Origin of the sequence: Micromonospora sp. NBS 11-29 (assembly GCF_002140155.1) — a bacterium.
Classification (GTDB): domain Bacteria; phylum Actinomycetota; class Actinomycetes; order Mycobacteriales; family Micromonosporaceae; genus Micromonospora.
Window position 1 is genome coordinate 74,189 of sequence record NZ_NAPR01000032.1, and the last position, 23,166, is coordinate 97,354.

Here is a 23,166-nt window from a genome sequence, read left to right on the forward strand (position 1 = left end):
ATGCGCTTGCTGGTGCTCGGTGGAACCTGGTTTGTGGGTCACGCGGTCGTCACGGCCGCGCTCGACGCTGGCTGGGAGGTGACAACGTTCAACCGTGGTACATCTGACCCTTTCCTGGAAGCCATTTCTTCCATCAAGGGCGACCGGCACACTCCAGAAGACCTGGTTCGTCTCACCGACGCTGGCCCCTGGGACGCTGTAGTTGACACCTCGGGATACGTGCCTAGCAACGTTCTCGCCGTCGCACGCGCACTCGCACCGGTCGCTTCCCGCTACGTCTTCATGTCGACGCTCAGCGTGTACCAGGACTGGCCGGTGAAGCCGCTCAACGAGCGATCCGAGGTGCTCTACTGCCCGCCGGGCGCAGGGCCGGACTACGGCACCGACACCGAGGACGGACCGACCCGCTACGGCTACCAAAAGGCAGGTTGCGAAGCTGCGGCAGTCGCCGCGTTCGGAGTTGAACGGACGACGATCCTGCGACCCGGTGTTGTGCTCGGCCCGCGTGAGTACGTCGGCCGCCTGCCCTGGTGGCTACGCCGTGTGGCCGCTGGCGGGGCGGTGCTGGCGCCAGGCTCCCCCGGCCGGACCATCCAGCCGGTCGACGTGCGCGACCTGGCCGCCTTCACTCTGCGGACTATCAGCGAGCAATCGTCCGGCGCGTTCAACGTCTGCGCCCCCATCGGCAGCGCGACCTTCGGAGAGTTGCTCGCGCACTGCGCCGACTCGACGCACACGGATGCGTCCTTCACATGGGTGCCAGATGACTTCCTACTCGGGCAGGGCGTACGGCAGTGGTCCGAGCTGCCGCTCTGGCGCACCTTCGACGGCGTGTGGAGCACCGATACCACCGCCTCGCAGGCCGCCGGTCTTCGCACCCGCCCGCTCGAACAGACCGTGCGGGACACCTGGCGGTGGTTGGTCGACAGCGGGGACATCGGCAACCATGACCGCGCTGCCGAGATCGGAATCAGCCGAGAGAAGGAAGCACAGGTGTTGGCGGCATGGCGCCGCTCAGGTGAGCGGTCGGGCTGAGGTCTCCGACAGCCACACTTCGATGCGCTTGCCGAGCTGCCTCGCCTCGGCGTCGCCGCTCCACGGCGCTTCGTTCAGCAGACGCTCGATTCGGGCCAGCCGGCCTGTCAGCGAGACGTTGCGCTTATGGGGAGGCAGTTCGAGAACGGTACGCAGCGCTTCCGCAGCGCCGTCCTTGTCCCGCATGTGGAGGTAAGCTGCGGCTACGTCGATGTTCGTCCCGCTGATCTGCGAGTACGGCCGCCTCGCCGCCGGCAGCGCTTCGTAGACACTTAGCGCCTCACGGGCGTACCTCGCGGCTTGGTCGCCGTTCCGGAGGTCGAGCCATGCGGCGGCGGCGCAAGCCGCGGCGCGCGCGTCTCCGAAGGCGAACTCCCCACCGGTCGACGTAGCCAGGTCGTCGGGACGACCGTCCGCCGCCTCCCGATCCCGCTGGGCAGCGTTCAGCACCGCAGCCGCCGAGTCCGAGTCGTCAAGCAGGGCGTGGGAGCGAGCGGCGATGTAGCGCAGCCTCAGCTTCGGCTCGCCGTCAGGCGCCGCGCGCATCGCTCGCTCGAAGTAGCTCAGGGCGGCATCCGGCTCACTGCGCCAGTTCGCCAGCGTCATCTGCAGGCCGTACGTCCACGCCTTCAACGACGCGTGGCCGGCGAGATCCGCGTACTGGGTCGCCGCCCTGGCCAACGCCGCCGACTCGCGCCAGTGCCCGAGGTCGAAGGCGGTAGAAGCCATGAGTGACGCGCCCTGGCCGATGACCACGAACAGGTCGGCCAACTCCCCCGGCCGACGCGTCCGCTCAGCGAGTGCTCGCGCTTCGTCACGCAGCCGGCGTGCGCTTGAGAACGTGTCGAAGGCAGCCATCCCGCCAGACCTGGCCAGCAGCGCCATGTCCTGCTGCAATGCCTCGATCGACTCGTGCGGTACCCCGACGCTCGACAAAAGCGAGTCTTTGGCGATTGCGTCGGCAGCGTCGCTCACGACATCACCAACAGCATGGCCACCGCTGAGTCTTCCTTCCTTGCCAGCCCCGCTGTTCAGGTGGTGGAGGAAACGTGATCTCACTGCGTCCGAGAGTCGATCGAAGGCAGCGCTCAGTACCTCCTGATTCGCGGTTCCGGGCACGGTTTTCGGCCGGCTGGCCAGTACGCGACCGTCCTGACCGCGATGCCCAGCCACCCGGCGAACCCCTCGTTCGTCATGCCGGCAGCGGCTTGTAGCGCGCAGGCGAGACGCCCCGTCCACTGATCCACCGCCGCCATCGTGGTCCCCGCGCTCGTTGCATCGGCTTGCCGCACGGTTGCACCTGCCTTGCATGGGCGCGCCGTCCGACTTCGACTTCACTGGATATCAGAAAGCCATTCGCCACATCAGACTACTGAGGAGACTCCCGTGGCTGAACCCCTCGCCCGTGTTCAGGAGCGCCCCCGCTTCCGGTCCGTCGCGGACACTGCTGCGCTTCTTGGCATGTCGGAGGTGACTCTCTACCGAGCTATCCACGCCGGGCAGTTCCCGGCCATCAAGGTCCGAGGACGGTTCGTAATCCCCGCCCGCGCCATCGACGACATGGAGGCCTCAGCCCTGGCTTACGGCCTGGTCGACGCCGGCAACTACGCGTTGAGGGCCGCCAGCTAGCCCGCACGCTTCGGCCCTGGCGGCGCCGGCGGAATGTCGTTGTCCCGAGCCAACTTCCGGATGTACGCCCCGCTGAACGGCGACAACCTCTCAACCTCGGAAGGGCCGACGCCCTCGCGGAGGGCAGCGAGGACAGCCGCCACTACGGCATCGCGGGCAGCCTCGTGAGCCGCCTCGGTCCGCTGGTATCGCTTCGTCGCTGCTGAGAGCACATCTCGGGCGTCACTCATCGCACCAACATACCGCCACCTACTTGCGCAACAGACCCACGTATCGCTACCTTGTTGCGCAACAGACAAGCGCTTCGTGAGGGATGCGAGGCACACGAAAGGACATGAGGTGACCAGATTCAAGCCCCACCCGACATCCGAGCCGACCGCGGACGACTTGGCCGCGATCGAAGGCGAGATGCCTCTGATCGAGGCGGAGGTCCTGCTGCTCGACGCGCAGATCGCCATCGTGACCAGCGACGGCCACCCGAGCGACCTGGACTGGCAGCGCATCCGCCGAGCGCAGCGCCGAGTCCTGCGTGAGGCCCGCGCCCTGCTCGACAGCAGCCGTACCGACCGGGCCGCCTAGCCGACCGGCGCCAACGAAGCCAACTGTTCCGACCTGCCGCGTCCTACCCGCCCGACCTCTCACGCACTGACCGGAGGCCACCTGTCATGACTGCCCCGACCATCAACGGCACCCGCTACCCGCAGCCCATCGAAGACCTGTTGCCCGCCGCCCGCGCGCTGGACCTGCCCGAGGGCGAGGCGTTCCCGTCGCGGAACCGGCTGATGCGCGAGTTCCGCATCGGCGCACCCAAGGCCGGTGAACTCCTCGCGCTGCTCAAGGCCGAGCCCGCCACGCTGACGGCCGACATCGCCGAGCCGGACGCCACGGACCCGGCCGACCCGCCGGCCGCACCCGAGCCCGCCACGTCGGCCGAGCCGGACCCGACGCCCGCCCCGGAGATCACGCCCGCCGAGCCGCCGGCCGAGGCCAGCGCGGTCAGTCGCCCGGACACGCCGACCGCGACCGCCCCGGCCCGCCGGGCGGTGGCCTGGCCGGTGGTGTTGCTGGCGTTGCCGGCGTTCGTGGCGATCTGGTCCGGGTGGGTTGGGCTCGGCGGCCTGACCGGGTTCGGCATCGTGCACCCGCTGCCGGGGATCTGGGACAGCTTCTCCATCAACTCGGCGATCACGCTGCCGATCGGGGTGGAGACGTACGGCGCGTACGCGCTGTACGTGTGGCTGTCCGGTCGGGTGCCCGCCCCGGCGCTGCGGTTCGCGAAGTGGTCCGCCCTCGGCTCCCTGGTCGTCGGGGCGCTCGGTCAGGTCGCCTACCACCTGCTGGAAGCCGCCGGTGTGACCTCGGCCCCGTGGTGGATCACTACCGCCGTGGCGTGCCTGCCGGTCGCGGTGCTCGGCATGGGCGCCGCACTCGCGCACCTCGTCCGCACGCACGACTAGTTCTGCCCGGCGGCACGGCCCCTGGCCTGGAAACCGATGCCGTGCCGCCGGCCTCAACCCCTCAGCCAACGACTTCGGGAGAGAAGCCCATGTTCGCAGATCCGACCGGCGCTCACGCCGCCACGTTCGCCGCTGTGTTCGCCGCGTTGTACGTCGCGCATCAGGTCGCCGATCACTGGGTGCAGACCCAGTGGCAGGCCGACCACAAGGCCGAGGCGGGATGGCTCGGCCGCCTCGCCTGCGCCGCCCACGTCACCACCTACACCCTCACCGCCCTGCTCGCCCTCGCCACAGTGGCCTTGGCGACCGGGCTGCGCCTCGACCCGTGGGGCGTCGCGGTTGGTCTGACCGTCTCCGGGGTGTCGCACTACATCGCCGACCGGCGGGTGCCGCTGCGCCGCCTCGCCGATCGGCTGCGCAAGAGCTCGGCCTGGATGGAGCGCGGCGGCGGCCTCTACGCCCTGGATCAGTCCTGGCATTACGGGTTCCTGTTCGTCGCCGCCCTGTTCTGCGCGGTCTGACCGCCTCCGCCCTCACCGGCCCGGCGGCCTCGGTCCGGTGGGGTGCGGAGGTTGCCAGACCCGCTGGCACCTGACCAAGGAGGAACATCTCGTGGCGATCTCGTCCTGCAACCAGTGCGGCAAGGGCTTCCGTTCGGTGTCGATCGACGACACCGGCACCCTCGCGATCTGCGACGACGGGCACTACAACTTCGACGCCAGCACCGCCAGCAGCGGCGGCACGGTGAACATCGGCAACGTGAAGGTCACCGGCCAGTCCGCAATCGGCAACGGCGCGACCGCCATCGGCCGCAAGAAGGGCCGCAGGTGAGGGGTAAGCCGACGGTCCCGAACACGATCAGCGACTCGCAGTGGGCCGACCTGTCCCGCCGAGCGCGCGAGGCCGCGCCGCCGATGTTCGACCCCCACACCGTCAAGGCACGCAAGGCATCTGCCGAGCAGCGCCGCAAGGCCAACCACAGCTGACACCGCCCGGCGGCGCGGCCTACGGCCTCGACAACCCGGCCGCGCCGCCGGCCCTCAACCCCGACCCTCACGGACCAGATGGAGGAACCCCCATCATGACTGCCCCTGATGACGGCCGCTTCGACTGGCACGCCGCCGAACGCGACCTCGACCCGACCACCACCGGCGGTCCGGATGCCGAGGTGGTCGACCTGGACGACGCCCGCGCCCGCCGCACCCCCCGCCAGCGCCCGCCGGCCGACAACGACGACGACGCCCAGGGCGACGACGCCGAGAGCGTCGACGACGGCCCCGGCCGCGACGGCGGCCCGGTCGACACCGCCGAGGACATCCCCCGGGAGGTGTTGGCCCGCCAGTTGGACCGCCGGCCGATCCTGGCCGACTGGGCGCGTTCCTGGCGTGCCCTGCTGGCCGCGCTGCGCCACCAACTCAAGGACATCAGCTACGTCACCGCCTACCACGGCGTTCGCCTGCCGAAGTACGCGGCAAAGACCGTCGCCTACGCGCCGCTGGGCCTGTTCCGCGGCTTCGGCCGGGCGCTGCGTTGGGCCAGCGCCGAGGAAGGCAACTGGCACCTACGCCAGGCCGCCGCCAGCCGAGGTGACGCGGACACCTGGATGAAGCTCGACGCCCGCCGCCAGCGCCAGACGGTGTGGCGGTGGTGGGTCCTCGCCGGCTCGGCCGCCGCCACCGTCGTCGGCGGGGTGGTGCTGGCCTTCGGCCCGCCGTGGTGGCGCTACGCCGCCCTGGTGGCGGTGGTGCCGCTGCTCGCCACGCTCGGCCGCCCGGCCGACAAGCCGCTCACCGACCGGGTGACCGAGGGCACCCGCTACCGCAAGCTCACCGCCGACCTCGTACGGCGGGCGCTCACCTCGCTGCAAATGGCCGGCATCAACAGCGCCGTTGCCAAGGACCCCAAGGCCATCAGCTTCCCGGTGGACATTCACCGCGACGGCCCCGGCCACCTCGCCGTGGTCGACCTGCCGTATGGGGTGGAGGCCGCCGAGGTGGTCGCCCGGCGCGGCCGACTCGCCTCGGCCATGCGGCTTCCGCTCGATCAGGTGTGGCCGGAGCCGGCCGCCGGGCACACGGGCCGGTTGGCGCTGTGGGTCGGCTATGAGCCGGCGTCGCAGATGAAGCAACCGCCGTGGCCGCTGCTGTCCGCTGGCGCGAAGGTGGACGTGTTCAAGGCGTTCCCGTTCGCTACCACGCCCCGCCTGGACACGGTGGCGGTGGACCTGATGTTCCGCAACTTCCTGTTCGGGGGTCAGCCGGGCAGCGGGAAGACGTTCGCGTTGCGGGATCTGATCCTGGCGGCCGCCCTCGACCCGCGCGCCGAGATCCGAGGCTACGAGTTGAAGGGCGTCGGTGACTTCGCCGTCCTGGAGCCGGTGATGGCCGAGTACGGCAACGGCTTCGATGACGACACCCTCGCCCGCTGCTACGCGTTCATCGAGTGGCTGTACGAGGAGTGCCGCCGCCGCTCCAAGCGCATCGAGCACTACGCCCGCTTGGGCAAGGCCCCGGAGAACAAGGTCACGCCCGAACTGGCCAGCCTCAAGGGCTCCGGCCTTCACCCCCTCGTCGCGTGGTTCGACGAGCTGCAAGAGCTGATGACCAGCAAGTACGGCAAGGACGCCGGTGAACTCCTGGAAAAGGTCATCAAGCTGGGCCGCGCGCTGGGCGTGATCATCATGATCGGCACGCAGATCCCCGACAAGGACAGCCTGCCCACCGGCATCACCCGCAACGTCAACAGCCGCTTCTGCCTCTCCGTGGCCGACCAGACGGCCAACGACATGATCCTCGGGACGTCGGCCTACAAGAACGGTTACCGCGCGACGGTGTTTCAGCCGGTCATTGAGGCGGGGTGGGGCATCCTGCGCGGGTTCGGGCCGAAGGCGTCGGCGGTGCGGTCGTTCTACGTCGACACCACCGCCGCCGCCCGCATCGTCACCCGCGCCGTCGCCCTGCGGACCACGGCCGGCACGCTGCCCAAGCCGGATGAGCAGACCCGCGACATTGCCCCGGTGGCGGACGTGCTCGGCGACCTGGCGCGCGTGTGGCCGGGCGACGACAAGGCCGCGTGGAACGAGACGCTGTGCGGTCTGCTCGCCGAGCTGCGACCCGACGTCTACGGCGGGTGGGAGGCCGCGCAGCTCACCACCGCGCTCAAGCCGCACCCGGCGGTGAAGGTCGCCGACGTCGGCCGGCGCATCGACGGCAAGCCCGTCACCCGGCGCGGCATCAAGCACACCGACGTGCTCGCCGCGATTGCGGAGCGTGACCGCAAGCGGTCCGCCGGCTAACCGGTCGCCAGGGTGCTAGCGCTAGCGGCCCGACCTGCTAGCGCTAGCACCCCCGCTAGCACCCGATCCGAATCATGAGCTGCGACCTAGCAGATAGCAGCTCACGGCCCCGCGCACCCAAAAACCGGCCCGGGAGGCACTTGTGGACCCCCTACTCACCCTCGCTAGCGTCACCATCCCGCCCGCCCTGCTGGTCACGCTCGGTTACGTCCTGCTGTGCTGGGTCAGCCCGTTCAAGCGGTGCCAGCGGTGCGCCGGCACCGGCCACACCACCACCCGCGTCCTACGCCGGCCGCGTGCCTGTCGACGCTGCGACCGGGGATTGCGGCTGCGGACCGGGCGGCGCGTGTTCAACGTCTTCCGCCGGCTGCGTGCCGAGGCGCACCGATGAACCGCCCCGCCGGCCACACCGACTGGTGCGGGCGCGACCACCGCTGCGGCCTCGGCGAGCACCGCTCACCCGAAATCGTCGTCGACATCCCCGGCCACGCCCGCGCCGTCCTCGTGCGCGTACGCACCGCCGCCGGCCGCGAACACGCCGAGGTCCGCGTCCGCGTCGCCCTCGCCCCGGGTGAGCTGGCGGCCCGCCGTCAGTTGGTTGGCTTGCTCGGCGACCTGCGCCAGGCCGTCACCCGCGCCGCCATCGCCGCCCGGCCGCGACCGGAGCGGGCCGCGTGACGCCCCGGCCGCGCCGTGACGGCGCATCACCGCGCGACCCGCACCTGAGCGGCGGTCTGGAGGTGTGGCTCACCGGCACGCCGGCCGAGCTGGACGCCGCCACCGCCGCCCTGACCGCCGCTGGCCACCTCGCCCAGCACGGCACCCGGTGGCCGCTGACCGGTGCCGACGCCGGCCGCCACCGGCTCTACCTGCGCCTGACCATCGCCGCCGCCCCACGCCGGTCCACCCGCACCCCGGACACCGCGACGGGCGCGCTGATCGACCTCGACGCCGCCCGAGCCAATCGCCGACCCGCCTAGGAGATTTCCATGCCTGACCTGCTCGCCGCCGCGCTTGCCCACGCGGCACGCGGCTGGCACGTCTTCCCACTACGCCCCGACGACAAGCGACCCGCGTTCCCTGACCACACCGCCGACGACTGCACCGGTCGCGACCCGCGCTGCCGTACCGGTCACGTCGGGTGGGAGCAGCGCGCGACCTGCGACCCGGACCGCATCCGCCGCGCCTGGTCGACCCGCCCCTACGGCATCGGCATCGCATGTGGGCCGTCAGGGCTGCTGGTGGTCGACCTGGACGTGCCCAAGGACCCCGACGACATCCCGCCGCCGGAATGGGCGGGTGCGTGCGACGGGTGGGCGGTATTCGCCACCCTCGCCGACCGGCACGGCACCCCGATCGATCCGTTCGACGGGTTCGGCCCGGACGCCGGCCCTCGCACGGGCATCGACGCCACCTACACCGTGGGCACCGGCAGCGGCGGTAGCCACCTCTACTACCGACACCCGGCCACCGGCCCGGAGCTGCGCAACACCACCGGCGACCGGGGCGGCCTCGGCTGGAAGGTCGACACCCGCGCCCACGGCGGCTACGTGGTCGCCGCCGGCTCCACGGTCGCCGGCCGCCCCTACGCGGTCTCCCTGGACTACGAGCCCGCGCCGCTGCCGACGTGGTTGGCCGGGCTGCTCGCCCCCGCCCCGCGACCGCCCCGCAGGGCAGCCGCGGTGAGCCTGCCGGCCGACCGGCACGGCCGCTACCTCGCCGCCGCGATCCGCCGCCAGGTCGCCCACCTCACCGCCGCCCCGGACGGCCAACGCAACCACGCCCTGTTCACCTCCGCCGTGGCCCTCGGCCAGCTCGCCGCCGGAGGAGCGCTCACCGACGACGACGTGACCGCCGTCCTGGAACCCGCTGCCCTGTCGATCGGCCTGCGGCACGCCGAGATCAGCCGCACGATCGCCTCCGGGCTGCGCATCGGTGCCCGCCAGCCCCGCCCGCTCAACGGCATCCGGGAGGCGGCATGAGCGCCACCCGGNCGGGCTGCTCCCGAACACGTACGTGTCAGCCGGTCAGTTGGTGCACATGGAAGCCGTGTCCGGTGACCTCGCGCCGGCTGCTGACGAGGATTCGCCGCTGCCGGTGTCGGCCAGCGTCATCAACCCCGCCGGCCTGGCCGGGCTGCTCGCCGAACACGCCTACGTCTACCGGATGCGCACCCGCAAAGGCGACGGCGGCGACCCGGAACCCTACGAGGAAGAAACCACCCCGTCCCGGGAAGTCCTGTCCTCCGTTCTGGCCGGAAAGACGTGGCCGGGTGTGGCGCCGCTGCGCGGGATCATCGGCGCTCCCGTGCTGCGCCGCGACGGCACCCTGTTGCAGACCCCCGGCTACGACCGCACCACCGGCCTCTACCTCGCCTCCAAAGTCGCCCTACCCACCGTGCCCGACGCACCGACCCCGGAGCAGGTGGCCGAAGCACGGACGTTCCTGCTCGGCCGGTTCCTACGCGACTTCCCGTGGGCCAGCGCCGCCGACCGGGNACCCCGTTCGCGCTCATCGACGCGACCATGCCGTCATCCGGCAAGACGATCCTCACCGCCGGCCCCGGCATGCTCTACGGGCAGCGGGTCATGAACTGGGCCTACGCCGATGAGGAACTACGCAAGTCCATCACGGCGGTGTTCGCCGAGCAGGTCGGCGTGGTCATCTGGGACAACCTCGCCGAGGGCACCGTCATCGACTCCGCCGTGCTCGCCCAACTCGTCACCAACGGCGTGTGGTCCGACCGGCAGTTGGGCGCGTCGCGGAACATCGCCACGGTCAACGACCGGCTGTGGATGGCCACCGGCAACAACCTGCAAGTCGGCGGCGACATGGCCAGCCGCACCGTGCGGGTGCACCTCGACCCGGACATGCCCCGTCCCGAGCTGCGCGACCAAACCGGGTTCGGTATCCCGCACCTCGACCAGTGGATCACCATCCCGGCCAACCAACTCACCGTTCTGTGGCACCTCCTGGTAATGGTGCTCGACTGGACGCGGCAGGGAGCACCGAAGGTCACCGGCCTGTCGATGCGGCAGTTCACCCCCTGGGCGCAAGCCCTCGGCGGATTCCTCGCCCACCACGGCATCGACGGGTTCCTCACCAACGCCGCCGAGGTACGGGAGATCGATGAAGACGAAACGCGCTGGCGCGCGTTCCTCACCACCTGGCATGAGCGCCACGCTGGTCGGCCCGTGACCGCCGCTGACCTCCGCCGCGACGCCGAACCCCTGCACCTCGGCAGCGACCTCCACGACCCGTGGGACGGCCAGTTCATCACCACCGCCGCCGGCCGCCTGCCCAACCCGCTGCAACTCGGCCGACTGCTCACCGGACAGGCCGGACGGTGGCGCGGCGATCACGTCATCCGGGCAGGTCGCAACGAACGCGGCGACCGGGCCGTGTTCTGGGTCGAACGCCACCAGGGTTAAAACCCGCTGAACCATCTCCGCATCTCCGCAACGCCGCACCAACCCCTCACCACCAGGGAAAACACCCTGCGGAGATCAGACCATCAGGAAGCATCGATCTCCGCATCTCCGCAACCTGCTGCGGAGATGAACCCCGATTGCGGAGATGGCCGGTCAACGGCGCTCCGCATCTCCGCAAGCATTTGCCCAGCTCACAGCCATGTTTGCGGAGATGCGGAGATGCGGAGATGGTTCAGCCCCTCCCACAAGGAACGCCGACCACCGCCACCGACCCGCGTCGGCCGGCCAGCTGAGAGCCCGAGCCGCTTACCAGGACGCCAAGCGGTTGCTGTTGGTTTAAAGGGACCGCTCGGATGCTTGATCTTTCTGGGCAGCAGACCCCCCTGTCGGTTGATCGACTCACCGGAAGTGCACTACCCGTGGGGTGAGGATTTCCGGGGGGTCGGTGTAACCTCATCGGTAGAAACATGGATGAGGTTGACGAGACCTGGTCCGAAAACACGACTGCCCCCGTCCGAGGCGATCCGGGACCGGGGGCAGCGCGCGGTACAACTTGATCCGTTAAGTCAGCTTGCCGACGATGTCGATCGCAGAGTTCGCGATCGCCGCCGCCGAGGCAAGCCCTTGAAGGATCCAGAGAACCACCCGAACCGCCTGCTGCCGGCTGGCACCGGCAGCGGCGGGCGGGTTGCCGGGCGAGATCTTGCGCTCGACCGGTTCTCCATCCTCCATGTCACACCACCTCCCTCCTTCGGTAGGACGATGGCCTGTCGCCCAGTGTTGGCGAAGGGCCATCGACGCATCGACCGAGGGCGGTGCGGACACCGTCAATGAGAATAGCCGCTCGCTACGACGCGCCCGAACCACCACACCACTTGCGAGTCGCCGAGGGCCACACTTCTACGGCCCATCCGGTAGACACGTCCTATGGGGATCAACGAGTGGTGGCGCCAGGATCCTGCCGAGTGCTTCTGGATGGAAATCACCGACCGTAGCGACCTCGGTGCGGACCTTCATGCCCCACAGGTTGACGATGCCGGGCGCGAGTACTGGTCCTACGCCCTGGTCACCGCCGTCCAACCGGGCGACCTGATCCTTCACTGGCACAAGTCGCTCCTCGGAACCCCCGGCATCGTCGGGTACTCGACGGCAGCCGAAGGGCCGGAGGAAGACGAGATTGTCTGGGCATCTCAAGGCACCTACGGCAGAGGCCGCCCACTTGCAGGCCCCGAACCCTCGTGGCGGTACGCCCTGACTAGCTACACCGCGCTGGCGCGCCCTGTCACTCAGGACGCCTTCCGAAGCGTGGAGGGCAAGCTCCGAAGGATCAAGGAGAAGCTAGAGGCACACCACCGGGGAAGCCTCTACTTCCCTTTCGCCTTCTCCGACAAGCGTCCGGCGCGAGCAGCGCAGGGCTACTTGGTGAAGCTGCCGGCCGCCGTGGTTGCGGCGGTCCCGGATCTTAGGCAGATCCCTCGGGCAGAGCGCCGGCAAGTCCCGAGGCAGCGACCGGCGCCATCCGAGCTCGCCGTCGCAGCCCGGAAGAGACGGGGTGCCGGGTACCTGCGTGACGAGGTAGTTCGATTGGCCATCGAGCGCCACGCCGTCGACTGGGTACTGAGGCACTACAGCACCCAGGGCTACGACGTGAAGGATGTTGGTGGCACCAAGTCCTACGACGTGCACGCCACTGCTGGGCAGCGCGAGCTTCACGTCGAGGTCAAGGGATCGTCGGGCGATGCTGACGCCGTAGAGCTCACGTTCAACGAAGTTGAGCATGCCGCAGCGGCCGATACCCATCTCGTCGTCGTAGACCTCATCGACTGGCGACGGTTGCCGGACGGGACTGTCGAGACATCCGGTGGCCGCGTGCGGGTGTGGGAGTCGTGGACGCCCGCCGAGGCCTCCTTAAAGCCAACGCGCTACCGGTACCAGCTTCCGAGGTCAGGCGCTCGGCGCTACAGCGGGTAGTCCTCCGGAGGTCGCCTGACGCAACTTAGTGGAGCTGGGAGTGGGGCTGCGCGTGGTGCGAAATGCAGGCAACCAGAGTTCATTCAGTCGACCAAAGCCGCATCAGATGCAGCCAGAGCGATCTGTAGATACCTCAGCCGTGCCCATAGATGCCACTTCTAATCCCAAGGCCGCAGGTTCGAATCCTGCCGGGCGCACCTATATCTGCCAGGAGAAACGGCCCTAGCCTCTGATCTTCGACCAGCACCGGACCCACCTCGGCCCCACCGCGTCACTCGTGGCCAGCCGTACGCCAAGCCTGCGTCGCCCGGCGCTGCGGCTCGGGCTTCACGCCTTCACCGCCCACCGGCCCTGCTGCCCGGCCGCGCCCCCTGCGGGACGTTCTGGATGAAGTGGTTGGCGGTGCCTCGGAGCTGACCCCGCAGGTCCACGACCCCACCGCCGTACTCGAAGAGGACGACCGCCGGGAGCTTGTCACCGGCCTTCGGCAGGACGCCCGGCACCTCGAAACGCACAACCAGCGACCTTTCTGGTTGGTATTTACCTTCATAAAGAATGATAAGATTACAAATCTTTGGAAATAGTTCGATCGGCGCGCGAGACCTACGAATCGGAGGGCACCCTCGGCGGACCACGGCCGCCCACCTGCCGGCAACGCCTCCGGGCATGTCACCGGTCGCCGCTAGTCTCCGAACATGGTGACCGAGACCGATCTCCGCCTGCCCAACGGCCGCATCCTGCACGTCTACGACACCGGCGGGGCGGGTCGGCTGCCCGTGTTCTGGCACCACGGCACGCCGAACGTGGGTGCGCCGCCCGCGCCGTTGTTCGCCGCCGCCGACCGTCTGGGCCTGCGCTGGGTGTCGCACGACCGGCCGGGTTACGGCGGCTCGACCCCGGTGCCGGAGCGCGACGTCGCGTCGGTGGCGGCGGACGTGGCGGCGGTCGCCGACGCGCTGGGGCTCGACCGGTTCGCGGTGATGGGTCACTCCGGCGGCGGCCCGCATGCCCTGGCCTGCGGCGCGCTGCTGCAGGAGCGGGTGGTCGCGGTGGTGGTCGGCGCCGGGCTGGCGCCGTACGACGCGGCCGGGCTGGACTGGTTCGCCGGCATGGTGCCCGCCGGGGTGGCGTCGCTGCGCGCCGCCGCCGCGGGGCGGGCGGCCAAGGAGGCGCACGAGGCGTCCGGTGTGGAGTACGATCCCGAGTTCACCGACGCCGACCTGGCGGCGCTGCACGCCGAGTGGTCCTGGTTCGACGGTGTGGTCGGCCCGGCGGTGCGGGGCGGCCCCGGCGGGCTGATCGCCGACGACCTGGCGTACGTGCGGCCGTGGGGCTTCGATCCGGCCGACGTCACGCCGCCGGTGTTGCTGCTGCACGGCGACCGGGACGGCATCGCGCCGGTGGCGCACGCCAAGTGGCTGGCCGGCCGCTGCCCGGCGGCCGAGTTGCGCCGCCATCCGGAGGACGGGCACATCTCCGTGTTGCGGCACGCCGAGTCGGCGCTGGAGTGGCTGAAGTTCCGTTCGACCAGGTAGGAGGTGCCGGGAACAGGGCGACACGTCGCGCACCGAGGGTGACCGGTACCGACAAAGCGTGCTATTCTCCGACGTCAATCTTCGCCGTGCGGACCCGGTCGGGTCGCTGCCGGAAGGACACCCCCCGATGCCGGTGGCTGCCGCCGCGTCCCTGCCGCAGTCCCCGCTGGACCGCCCGGCGGGCGGCGCGTTCACGCTGATCTTCACCACGCTGCCGGCGCTGCTGCGGCTCACCTGCGGGGTGGTCGGCGCGGTGGTCGCCCTGTCGGTGCGTACGCCGCCGGTGCGGGTGGCGCTGCTGGTGCCGGCGGTCGCGGCGCTCACCGCCTGGTCGGGCTGGTACGCCTTCCGCGCGCTGCGGCACGGGATCGGCGGCGCGGTGGTGGCCGGGGACGTGGCGTTGACCGTCACCGCCGCGGCGGGCATCCCGTGGCTGGTCGCGCCGGAGGTGCTGCCCGGTGAGGCGAGCTGGGTCGCGGTGCTGGCCAGCACCACCGTGATCAACGCGCAGGCCACCGCGCCGGCCCGCTGGTCGGTGCCGGCCGGTCTGCTGGTCACCGCCGCCTACGTGGCCGGCGCGACGCTGGCCGGGAACCCGGCCGAGGGGCGGGCGCACGCCGGCACGCTGCTGGCGCAGACCGGCTGCGCGGCGGTGATGACCGCGGTGATGCGCCGCCGGCTCGGGCGCGCGGACGCCGCGTTCGCCGACTACCAGCGGTTGTCCCACGAGGCGGTGGTGGCGCGTACCGCCCGCGAGGCGGAACGGCAGCAGAACCGGGACCTGCACGACACCGTCCTCGGCACGCTCACCATGGTCGGGCTCGGCGCGGTGCCGGGCGGCTCGGCGACGTTGCGCGAACGGTGCGCGGCCGACCTGCGTACCCTCGGCGCCCTGGCCGGCACGCGGACCGCGACGGTGGCCGGCGAGGCCGACCTGGACGAACGGCTGCGTACCGTCCTCGCCGGGGTGCCGGAGCTGCCGGTCACCGCGACGCTGGCACCGTGCCGCGTGCCGGCGGAGGTCGCGGCGGCGCTCGCCGACAGCGCGGCCGCCGCGCTGGCCAACGTGGCGCGGCACGCGCCGGGCGCGACCACCACGGTGCGCCTGGCCCGCGCGGGCGGCACCGTCGTGGTCGAGGTGGCCGACGACGGTCCCGGTTTCGACCCGGCCACGGTTCCGGCCCATCGGTACGGGCTGCGCGAGTCGATCCACGGCCGGATGTCCACGGTGGCCGGCCGGGCGGTCGTGACCTCCGCCCCTGGCGCCGGCACCGAGATCCGGCTGGAGTGGTCGGATGACAACTGAGTCGGGTACGGCGGTGACCGTCGGCGCGACGCTGCGTCCCCGGGTGGCGGCACACGACGGATCGGTGGCCGCCCCGCCGGCCGCGCACGCCGTGGCGGACGCCTCGGACCGGGGCGCCCGGGTCGTCGTGGTCGTCATAGCGCTGGCCTGGCACCTGGTGGTCGGGCTGCCGGCGCTGCTGCGGGCCGGGCCGGGGATGGCCGCGCCGGCGGTGGTGACGGCCGGCTGGCTGGTGACCGCGCTGGTCGGCGTCGCGTCCGGCGTACGGCTGCTGCGCGGTGGACTGCCCCCGGCCCGCCGGCTGGCCGCGGTGCTGCTGGTGGTCGACGCGGCGGTCTTCGCGGCGGCCGGCGAGCGGTTCCTGTTCACCACCGCGAACTGGGTGTGGGGCGGGTTGGCCTGGTTCTTCCTGCTGGTGCTCTGGCGGCGGCCGGTGCGGTGGCTGCTGGCCGTGCTCGCCGCGCACGCGACGATCGCGCTGGCCGCGGTGGTGCTGTCCGGCGCCACCGCCCCGGCCGACCTGAGCCGCTACGCGATGTACGTCTACGGCACCTCCACCCTGCCGGTGGCGGTCTTCGCCGGCGCGGCGGCGCTCACCGCGCTGGCCCGGGACCGGGCCGGCACCGCCGCGGCGGCGCTGGCGGTGGCCGCGGAACGGGCGGCCGCCGAGCGGGCCCGGGGCGAGCGACAGGCCCGGCTCGCGCTGGTCAGTGGCACCGCCGAGGAGCTGCTGGCCGCGCTGGCGGCCGGCGACGCGGACCCGGCCGACCCGGAGGTACGCCGCGGGGCGGTGCTCGCCGCGGCCCGGTTGCGCCGGCTGATCGCCGAGTCCGACGACGTGCCCGACCCGCTGCTGCACGAGTTGCGTGCCGCCGCCGACCTGGCCGAGCGGAACGGCCTGCCGATCGATCTGGTCACCGTCGGCACGCCGCCGGAGCTGCCGGTCGACGTACGCCGGGGGCTGGCCGACCCGCTGACGGCGGCGCTCGCCGATGCCCGGGGTTGGACCCGGCTGACCGTGGTGGCCGGGCCGGACGAGGTGGTGGTCGGTCTGGTGACGCCTGATCACGACGGCCCGGACGGGTCGGCGGCGCCGCCGACCGGGAACGGGCCGGTGGAGTGCCGGCACGAGCGGGACGGGGAGATCAGATGGACGCAGACCCGCTGGCGGCGGCCGTGAACGCGGGGCGGCCGATCGGGGTGGCGATCGTCGACGACCATCCGGTGGTGATCGACGGGGTGCGCGCCTGGCTCTCCACCGAGCCGCGGTTGCGGGTGCTGGCCACCGGCGACGACCCGGACGCGGTGTTGCGGGCCGCGCCGGAGGCCGACGTGGTCCTGCTCGACCTGCGGCTGCATGGGCGGATGGCGCTCGACAAGCTGGCCGAGCTGGGCGCGGCGGGGCGGCGGGTGGTGGTCTACTCCGAGCACACCGACCCGGCGACCATGTTGGCCGCGTTGGACGCGGGTGCGGTGGCGTTCCTGGCCAAGCACGAGGGTCGGGAACACTGCGTGGCGACGGTGCTCGCGGCGGCGAGCGACCGCCCGTACGTGCCGCCGGCACTGGCCGGCGCGATGGTTGGCGACGCCCGCCCGGACCGGCCGTCGCTGTCGGACAAGGAGCGCGAGGCGCTGCTGCTGTGGTTCCAGTCGATGTCGAAGGCGTCGGTGGCCCGCCGGATGCAGATCAGCGAGCACACCGTCAAGCAGTACGTGGACCGGGCGCGGATCAAGTACACGAGAGCGGGTCGCCCGGCGGCGACCAAGGCGGCCCTCCTCGCCCGGGCGATCGAGGACGGCCTCGTCCGACCGGAAGATATCGGCATCTACCGGTCGCAGGCGTCGGCCGACCGGCCGACCCCCTAACGGGTGTCATGACAGTCGCCGGAGAGTTCGGGCAGGCTGGGCGGTACCGCCAACCGTCACCGGGAGGTCGTACCGTGCCGGAGGACGCCGCACCCTTCTTCATCGGGCCACACCGCTTCGACGCCGACGACGACCCCACCCGTCCCCTGCTCGACCGACGTCACTCGCTGGTGCCCGAACCGGGCGAACGGCCGCTCGACCAGCACCGGCTGCCGGTCGCCGGCCACCTGCTCGGCCCGACCGAGGACGTCCGCTGCTGGGCGCTGCCCGCGCCGGCGCAGATCACCGTCACGGACCGGCGGCTGGCGTACGTCTGCACCGGTTCCGAACTGTCCCTGGTCTCCGGGCCGGACGGCCCGGCCGACGCCCGGTACCGACGCCCGGCCCGGATGTCCCGCCTGGTCAGTGGGCAGATCCGCTGGCAGTGGCCGTCCCGGCTGGAGCTGACCGAGCACGGCGACACGGCGGAACTGCGTGTGGTCTGCGACGCGTTGCGCACCATCCGGCAGCCGGCGCTGTCGTTCACCGGCCCGGTCGCCCCGGTCACCGCGCTGGCCCGGCAGGTACGCCGCGCGGTGGCCGGGTTCCGGCTGACCCACCCCGAGCTGGTGGACCTGTCCCCGCCGGAGCGGGACGTCCTCGCCCTCCGGGTGTCCGCCTCCCCCGGCCCGACGCGGGGCGTGGTGACGCTGCCGGGTTCGCTTCCGGTGGAGTTCCTGTCCCGCGACGACTACTACCGCCGACCGGTCACCGAGACGTCGCCCTGGCCACGGCTGGACTTCCCGGCCCGCGACCAGCCCGGTTCCGCCTGCTGACGCCGCAGCCGTCTGGCGCTCGCGGTTATGCGGGTCGCGCGTACGACGTGGCCGGGCAGGCGTCGCCAGTTCGGTGAAGTGGCGGCATCGTCGTATCGGGAAGGCGCTACTTCGGCGAACTGGTGGACGACGGACAGGCGCCGGCAGGTCTGGTCACGGCAGAACGGCGGAGACCGGGAACACGAAGCGGTGGGGTCAGGAGGCGCTGCGGGCGCGGCGGTCGGACCGGTCCAGTTCGACGGCCTGTTCCGGGGTGGGCGCGCCGCCGCCCAGGTGGGCCGGCTGCCACCAGGCGTCGTCCGGGCCGGCCGGCTGCTCCGGGTATTCGCGCTGGGCGCGCTCGACCAGCGCCGACAACCGGGTGCGCAGTTCGGCGGTCATGGCGGCGGCGTCCGGGTAGGCGGCCGGGTCCATCGGCTCGTCCACCAGGATGGTGATCGGGGTGTGCCGGCGGGTCAGGGTGCGCGGGCGACCCTTCGTCCACAGCCGCTGGGTGCCCCAGAGCGCGACCGGCAGCAGCGGCACGGCTGCCTCCTGCGCCATCCGGGCCGCGCCGTTCTTCAACTCCTTGACGGTGAAGGAGCGGCTGATCGTCGCCTCCGGGAAGACGCCGACCACCTCGCCCCGGCGCAGTGCGCCCACGGCGGCGGAGTACGAGCCGGCGCCGGCGGCGCGGTTGACCGGGATGTGCTTCATGCCGCGCATCAGCGGACCGGATACGCGGTGCCGGAAGACGCTCTCCTTGGCCATGAACCGGACCAGGCGGCGGGACTCGTGCGCGCCGTAGCCGCAGAAGATGAAGTCGAGGTAGCTCACGTGGTTGGACGCGAGCACCGCCCCGCCGGTGGTGGGGACGTGCTCGCTTCCCCGCACGTCCAGGCGCAGGTCGAGCGCGCGGAACATCGTCTTGGCGGCGGTGATCACGGGCGGGTACACGAGCTCCGGCATCCGGCAACTTTACCCCGGGTAGGTTACGGGGCCGTAGGGACGCTCTGCCCTGGGCAGACCGGGGTCGCGGGGCGGGCCGGGCCGGGCCACGATGGGCCGATGACCGAACGAGGTGTGCTGCTCTGGATCCACGGCGGCGGCTGGCGGGCCCGCGCGCCCGAGGACGGTGCCGCGCTGGCGTCTCTCGGCCTGCGCGTGGTCGCCGCCGACTACCGGTTCTCGCACGAGGCACGCTGGCCGGCGCAGCTCGACGACGTACGCGCCGCCGCGCGAACCGCCCGGACCACGGCGGGCGGCCTGCCGCTGCTCGTCGGCGGCGACTCGGCCGGCGGAATGCTCGCCCTGCACCTGGCCCTGCGCGGGGTCGATCGACCAGGCGACGTGACCGCCGCGCTGGCGTACTGGACGCCAGTCGACCCGCTCGACGAGGAGCAACGCCGCCGGCGTCCCCCCGGCGACGATCCGTGGACCGACCTGCTCGGGCACCCGCCGGCCGCGGGCGACCCGGCCACCGTCGACGCCACGGTCGCCCGGCACCTCGGCTCCGGCGTGCCGGTGCTGCTCGTACAGGGGCGGGACGACGTGCTGGTGCCGCCCGCCCAGGCGGTCGACCTGGCCGCACGGCTGCTGTCCGCCGGCCACCCGACGCACCTGTGGCTCACCCACGGTGGGCACGCGCTCGACCTGGCCCGTCCCGACCTGCGCGCGGTCACCGCCGCGTTCCTGGACACCGTCCTGCCGGCGGTCGGCGGCAACTAGCTCAGCCCGAGCCGGGTGCGGGCGGCGGCGGGCGTACGCGATGACGCCGGCCCCCGGAGCGGGAGCCGGCGTCATCACGGACGGTCAGTTGTTCGGGTCGTCGGCGCTGATGTCGGCCAGCACCGACTGGGGTTCCCGCTCGACCGCCAGGTCACCCATCGAGACCAGGCCGATCAGCCGCCCGTCCTCGATCACCGGCAGCCGGCGGACCGCGTACGTGCGCATCAGGTCGGCGGCGGCCACCGCGTCGTCGTACTGGCTCACCGTCACCACGTCCTTGCTGGTGATCTCGTTGAGCGTGGTGGTGTCGGGGTTCTTGTCCTCCGCGACGCCGCGGACCGTGATGTCCCGGTCCGTGACGATCCCGATCACGTTGTCACCGTCGGTCACCACCACGTCGCCGATGGCGCTGTCGCGCATCTCCTGGGCCGCCGCGGTGAGCGTGTCGTTGCCGTCCATCGTCACCAACCGGGTCGTCATGAACTCTCCGACCGTTGTCATGGTGCTCCCCTCTCGGTGTCGGCACCGCGGTCTACCCGCCCCCGAGGGTGGGTAACACGGTCAGCGTTCGGCGGCGACCAGCTCGGCGAGCTGCACGGCGTTCAACGCCGCCCCCTTGCGCAGGTTGTCGTTGGCGCAGAACAGCGCGAGCCCGTGCTCGACGGTCTCGTCGGCCCGGATCCGGCCGACGTACGTCGGGTCCTGGCCGGCCGCCTCCAGCGGGGTGGGCACGTCCCGCAACGCCACGCCCGGCGCGCCGTCGAGCAGCTCGCGGGCGCGGGCCGGGTCGATCGGCCGGGCGAACCGGGCGTTGATCTGCAACGAGTGGCCGGTGAACACGGGCACCCGGACGCAGGTCCCGGAGACCTTCAGCCCGGGGATCTGGAGGATCTTGCGGCTCTCGTTGCGCAGCTTCTGCTCCTCGTCGGTCTCGAAGGAGCCGTCGTCGACGACGGAGCCGGCCAGCGGGAGCACGTTGAAGGCGATCGGGCGGGCGAACGAGCGCGGCGTCGGGAACTCCACGGCCGACCCGTCGAAGGCGAGCGCGGTGGCGTTCTCGGCCACCTTGCGGACCTGCTCGTCCAGCTCGGCCACGCCGGCCAGGCCGGCGCCGGAGACCGCCTGGTAGGTGGCGACGACCAGGCTGACCAGCTCGGCCTCGGCGTGCAGCGGACGCAGCACCGGCATCGCCGCCATCGTGGTGCAGTTCGGGTTGGCCACGATGCCCTTGGGCCGCTCGGCGATGGCGTGCGGGTTGACCTCGGCGACCACCAGCGGCACGTCGGGGTCCATCCGGTACGCCGAGGAGTTGTCGATCACCACGGCGCCGGCCTCGGCGACCCGGGGAGCCAACTCCTTCGCGGTGCCCTTGCCCGCCGAGAAGAGCACGATGTCCAGGCCGCGGTAGTCCGCGGTGGCCGCGTCCTCGACGGTGACCTCGCCGTCGCGCCAGGGCAGGGTGCGCCCGGCCGACCGGGCCGAGGCGAACAACCGCACCTGCTCCGCCGGGAACTCGCGCTCCGCCAGCACCTGCCGCATCACGCCACCGACCTGGCCGGTGGCACCCACAATGCCGATCCTCATGCCCGCGAGGCTACCCAGCCGGGCCGCCGGGACGGGAAGCCTTTCCCAGCGCGCGGGCCGGGGCGACGGGAATCACACCCCGCCGCCCCGCCCGGTCAGCGGTGGTCGACCACCTCGCCGAGGCCGGCGGCCACCAGCTCGTCCCGGATCACCGCGGCGTCCCCCTCGACGACGAGCGTCAGCGACTCCGGGTGCAGGTGGGTCGCGGCCGCCGCGGAGACCTCCTCGACGGTCGCCGCGAGCAGCGCCGCCCGCAGCCGGGCGTGGTAGTCGTCCGGCAGGTCGTGCACCACCAGCGTGGTCAGCGCCGACGCGATGGCCCGCGGGCTCTGCAGCTCGACCGAGAGCTGGCCGGCCCGCCACGAGCGGGCCACCGCCAGCTCCTCCTCGGTCACCCCGGTCAGTTGGGTACGCGAGATCTCGCCGACCGCCTCGACCAGGGCGGGCGCGGTCACCGCGGTCTGCACGCCGGAGTTGACCGCGAACCGGCCGAACCGCCGCGACGAGGCGAAGTCGCCCCGGATGCCGTACGTGTAGCCGCGCACCTCGCGGATCAGGTGGTTGAGCCGGGACGTGAACGCGCCGCCGAGCACGGTGCCGGCCAGCGTCATCGGCACATGGTCGGGGTGCGCGCGGTGCGGCGACGGGTGGCCGAGCCGCAGCGTGGACTGCACCGAGCCGGGCCGGTCGACCAGGATGACCCGACGCCGGTCGGCCCGCGGCGCCTCGATCGGGCCGCCCCGGTCCACCGGCCCGCCGCCGGTGCCGGCGAACGCCGTCGCGCCGAGCGCGTCCAGGTCGATCCGTTCCAGGTCACCGGCGACGATCAGGGTGCCGGGGCGGATGAACCACTCCGAGTGGAAGACCGTCACGTCGTCGGATTCCAGCGCGGCGACGCTGCCCGGGTCGCCGTAGAGCGGGCGGCCCCACCGGTGCTCGGCGCCGAAGAGTTCGGCGCGCAGCACCGCGTCGGCGCGCGGGCCGGGGTTGGCCCAGTCCATCCGCAGCGCGGTCGCCTCGTCGTCGCGGACCCGCAACACGTCGGTCGGGTCGAGCCGCGGCGTACGGACCGCCTCGGCCAGCAGCTCCACCGCGGCGCTCAGCCGGTCCACCGGGACCTGCACGCTGACCTGGAACGAGTCCCAGTCCAGCCCGGTCACCAGCTCGGTGCCGAGCGCCTCGATGGCCAGCGCGTACGCGGTGGCGTCCCGGTGCGCGGTGCCCTCCTCCAGCGCCTTGGCCAGCACCGCGCCGAGCCCTTCCTTGCCGACCGGTTCCCGGCCCGCGCCGCCGTCGAGCAGCAGCAGCGCGACGGCGAGGTTCTGCCCGGGCAGGTGCGCGGCGACCACCTGCCCGCCGGCCACCGCCCGCCGGACCACCTGGGGGAACCGGTAGGCGCGGGCGGCGCCGGGACCGGGACGGGTGGCGATCAGCGTCATGAGGTCTCCTCGGGCAGGTAGGTCAGGATCACCCGGTCGGCGGCGCCGAGCAGTTCGGCGGCCTGCTCGGCGATCTGCTCGGCGGTGACGGCGAGC

At 72.1% G+C, this 23,166-nt stretch carries 27 protein-coding genes; 20 read left to right on the top strand and 7 right to left on the bottom strand.

From position 1 onward, the window contains the following. On the top strand, nt 1-1,035 hold the full coding sequence (locus B1205_RS27905) for an NAD-dependent epimerase/dehydratase family protein (protein WP_089158306.1): 1,035 nt from the start codon (nt 1-3) through the stop codon (nt 1,033-1,035). Here B1205_RS27905 and B1205_RS27910 read toward each other — a convergent pair. Continuing rightward, entirely contained in the window at nt 1,015-2,010 is a 996-nt protein-coding gene (locus B1205_RS27910) for a hypothetical protein (RefSeq protein WP_254910265.1), read from the bottom strand. The genes B1205_RS27905 and B1205_RS27910 overlap by 21 nt on opposite strands. Nucleotides 2,011-2,496: 486 nt before the next feature. On the opposite strand from B1205_RS27910, the gene B1205_RS27915 reads away from it, so the two are divergent. From B1205_RS27915 to B1205_RS32605, 12 genes are all read left to right on the top strand, one after another. Then, entirely contained in the window at nt 2,497-2,664 is a 168-nt protein-coding gene (locus B1205_RS27915; RefSeq protein WP_441338585.1) for a hypothetical protein, read from the top strand. 339 nt (nt 2,665-3,003) lie between these two features. Then, nucleotides 3,004-3,243, top strand: a complete 240-nt coding sequence (locus tag B1205_RS27925; RefSeq protein ID WP_089158309.1) for a DUF6284 family protein — start codon at nt 3,004-3,006, stop codon at nt 3,241-3,243. Nucleotides 3,244-3,329: 86 nt separating this feature from the next. Beyond that, entirely contained in the window at nt 3,330-4,121 is a 792-nt protein-coding gene (locus B1205_RS27930; RefSeq protein ID WP_089158310.1) for an ABC transporter permease, read from the top strand. 89 nt (nt 4,122-4,210) lie between these two features. Continuing rightward, nucleotides 4,211-4,642 (top strand): DUF3307 domain-containing protein, encoded by a 432-nt coding sequence (locus B1205_RS27935; RefSeq protein ID WP_089158311.1) that lies wholly within the window; start codon nt 4,211-4,213, stop codon nt 4,640-4,642. 91 nt (nt 4,643-4,733) lie between these two features. After that, complete coding sequence (locus tag B1205_RS27940; protein ID WP_089158312.1) at nt 4,734-4,952, top strand: hypothetical protein; 219 nt, start codon at nt 4,734-4,736, stop codon at nt 4,950-4,952. Beyond that, nucleotides 4,949-5,107 carry a hypothetical protein gene (locus B1205_RS30150; protein WP_176308837.1) on the top strand — a complete coding sequence of 53 codons (159 nt, stop codon included), beginning with the start codon at nt 4,949-4,951 and terminating at the stop codon, nt 5,105-5,107. Before B1205_RS27940 ends, B1205_RS30150 begins: the two co-directional genes overlap by 4 nt. Nucleotides 5,108-5,202: 95 nt before the next feature. Beyond that, nucleotides 5,203-7,416 (top strand): cell division protein FtsK, encoded by a 2,214-nt coding sequence (locus tag B1205_RS27945; protein ID WP_089158313.1) that lies wholly within the window; start codon nt 5,203-5,205, stop codon nt 7,414-7,416. Between the two features lie 142 nt (nt 7,417-7,558). Next, nucleotides 7,559-7,807: a hypothetical protein gene (locus B1205_RS27950; protein ID WP_089158314.1), complete on the top strand. Its 249-nt coding sequence runs from the start codon at nt 7,559-7,561 to the stop codon at nt 7,805-7,807. After that, nucleotides 7,804-8,094 (top strand): hypothetical protein, encoded by a 291-nt coding sequence (locus B1205_RS27955; protein WP_089158315.1) that lies wholly within the window; start codon nt 7,804-7,806, stop codon nt 8,092-8,094. The genes B1205_RS27950 and B1205_RS27955 overlap by 4 nt, the downstream gene beginning before the upstream one ends. Continuing rightward, nucleotides 8,091-8,396: a hypothetical protein gene (locus B1205_RS27960; RefSeq protein WP_254910266.1), complete on the top strand. Its 306-nt coding sequence runs from the start codon at nt 8,091-8,093 to the stop codon at nt 8,394-8,396. Before B1205_RS27955 ends, B1205_RS27960 begins: the two co-directional genes overlap by 4 nt. A 9-nt stretch (nt 8,397-8,405) precedes the next feature. Continuing rightward, complete coding sequence (locus B1205_RS27965; RefSeq protein WP_089158316.1) at nt 8,406-9,398, top strand: bifunctional DNA primase/polymerase; 993 nt, start codon at nt 8,406-8,408, stop codon at nt 9,396-9,398. A 543-nt stretch (nt 9,399-9,941) separates the two neighbouring features. Beyond that, the gene (locus B1205_RS32605; protein WP_254910267.1) at nt 9,942-10,847 is read left to right on the top strand and encodes a hypothetical protein; all 906 of its coding nucleotides are present in this window, start codon (nt 9,942-9,944) and stop codon (nt 10,845-10,847) included. Between the two features lie 561 nt (nt 10,848-11,408). Here B1205_RS32605 and B1205_RS30155 read toward each other — a convergent pair. Next, nucleotides 11,409-11,579: a hypothetical protein gene (locus B1205_RS30155; protein ID WP_176308838.1), complete on the bottom strand. Its 171-nt coding sequence runs from the start codon at nt 11,577-11,579 to the stop codon at nt 11,409-11,411. 195 nt (nt 11,580-11,774) lie between these two features. Here B1205_RS30155 and B1205_RS27975 point away from each other — a divergent pair, with 195 nt between their 5' ends. Then, nucleotides 11,775-12,818 carry a protein NO VEIN domain-containing protein gene (locus tag B1205_RS27975; protein WP_089158317.1) on the top strand — a complete coding sequence of 348 codons (1,044 nt, stop codon included), beginning with the start codon at nt 11,775-11,777 and terminating at the stop codon, nt 12,816-12,818. Between the two features lie 335 nt (nt 12,819-13,153). On the opposite strand, the gene B1205_RS27980 is transcribed toward B1205_RS27975, so the two are convergent. After that, on the bottom strand, nt 13,154-13,333 hold the full coding sequence (locus B1205_RS27980; protein ID WP_089158318.1) for a hypothetical protein: 180 nt from the start codon (nt 13,331-13,333) through the stop codon (nt 13,154-13,156). A gap of 180 nt (nt 13,334-13,513) precedes the next feature. Between B1205_RS27980 and B1205_RS27985 the strand changes: the two genes are divergently transcribed. From B1205_RS27985 to B1205_RS28005, 5 genes are all read left to right on the top strand, one after another. Then, a complete protein-coding gene (locus B1205_RS27985) occupies nt 13,514-14,353 on the top strand; it encodes an alpha/beta fold hydrolase (protein WP_089158319.1) in 840 nt (279 codons plus the stop codon). A gap of 127 nt (nt 14,354-14,480) precedes the next feature. Then, nucleotides 14,481-15,659, top strand: coding sequence for a sensor histidine kinase (locus B1205_RS27990; protein WP_089158320.1), 1,179 nt, complete (start codon nt 14,481-14,483; stop codon nt 15,657-15,659). Continuing rightward, entirely contained in the window at nt 15,649-16,839 is a 1,191-nt protein-coding gene (locus B1205_RS27995; RefSeq protein WP_089158321.1) for a hypothetical protein, read from the top strand. The genes B1205_RS27990 and B1205_RS27995 overlap by 11 nt, the downstream gene beginning before the upstream one ends. Further along, nucleotides 16,809-17,525 carry a response regulator transcription factor gene (locus B1205_RS28000; RefSeq protein ID WP_089158322.1) on the top strand — a complete coding sequence of 239 codons (717 nt, stop codon included), beginning with the start codon at nt 16,809-16,811 and terminating at the stop codon, nt 17,523-17,525. Before B1205_RS27995 ends, B1205_RS28000 begins: the two co-directional genes overlap by 31 nt. A gap of 74 nt (nt 17,526-17,599) precedes the next feature. Then, a complete protein-coding gene (locus B1205_RS28005; RefSeq protein ID WP_089158323.1) occupies nt 17,600-18,340 on the top strand; it encodes a hypothetical protein in 741 nt (246 codons plus the stop codon). A 195-nt stretch (nt 18,341-18,535) separates the two neighbouring features. On the opposite strand, the gene B1205_RS28010 is transcribed toward B1205_RS28005, so the two are convergent. Continuing rightward, the gene (locus B1205_RS28010) at nt 18,536-19,288 is read right to left on the bottom strand and encodes a lysophospholipid acyltransferase family protein (RefSeq protein WP_089158324.1); all 753 of its coding nucleotides are present in this window, start codon (nt 19,286-19,288) and stop codon (nt 18,536-18,538) included. Nucleotides 19,289-19,387: 99 nt separating this feature from the next. Here B1205_RS28010 and B1205_RS28015 point away from each other — a divergent pair, with 99 nt between their 5' ends. Next, the gene (locus B1205_RS28015) at nt 19,388-20,047 is read left to right on the top strand and encodes an alpha/beta hydrolase (protein ID WP_089158325.1); all 660 of its coding nucleotides are present in this window, start codon (nt 19,388-19,390) and stop codon (nt 20,045-20,047) included. An 84-nt stretch (nt 20,048-20,131) separates the two neighbouring features. On the opposite strand, the gene B1205_RS28020 is transcribed toward B1205_RS28015, so the two are convergent. The 3 genes from B1205_RS28020 to B1205_RS28030 form a co-directional block, all read right to left on the bottom strand. Continuing rightward, nucleotides 20,132-20,548 carry a CBS domain-containing protein gene (locus B1205_RS28020; protein ID WP_089158326.1) on the bottom strand — a complete coding sequence of 139 codons (417 nt, stop codon included), beginning with the start codon at nt 20,546-20,548 and terminating at the stop codon, nt 20,132-20,134. 60 nt (nt 20,549-20,608) lie between these two features. After that, nucleotides 20,609-21,631, bottom strand: coding sequence for an aspartate-semialdehyde dehydrogenase (locus B1205_RS28025; RefSeq protein ID WP_089158327.1), 1,023 nt, complete (start codon nt 21,629-21,631; stop codon nt 20,609-20,611). 95 nt (nt 21,632-21,726) lie between these two features. Next, nucleotides 21,727-23,070, bottom strand: coding sequence for a M16 family metallopeptidase (locus tag B1205_RS28030; protein ID WP_089158328.1), 1,344 nt, complete (start codon nt 23,068-23,070; stop codon nt 21,727-21,729). Nucleotides 23,071-23,166: the final 96 nt, after the last annotated feature.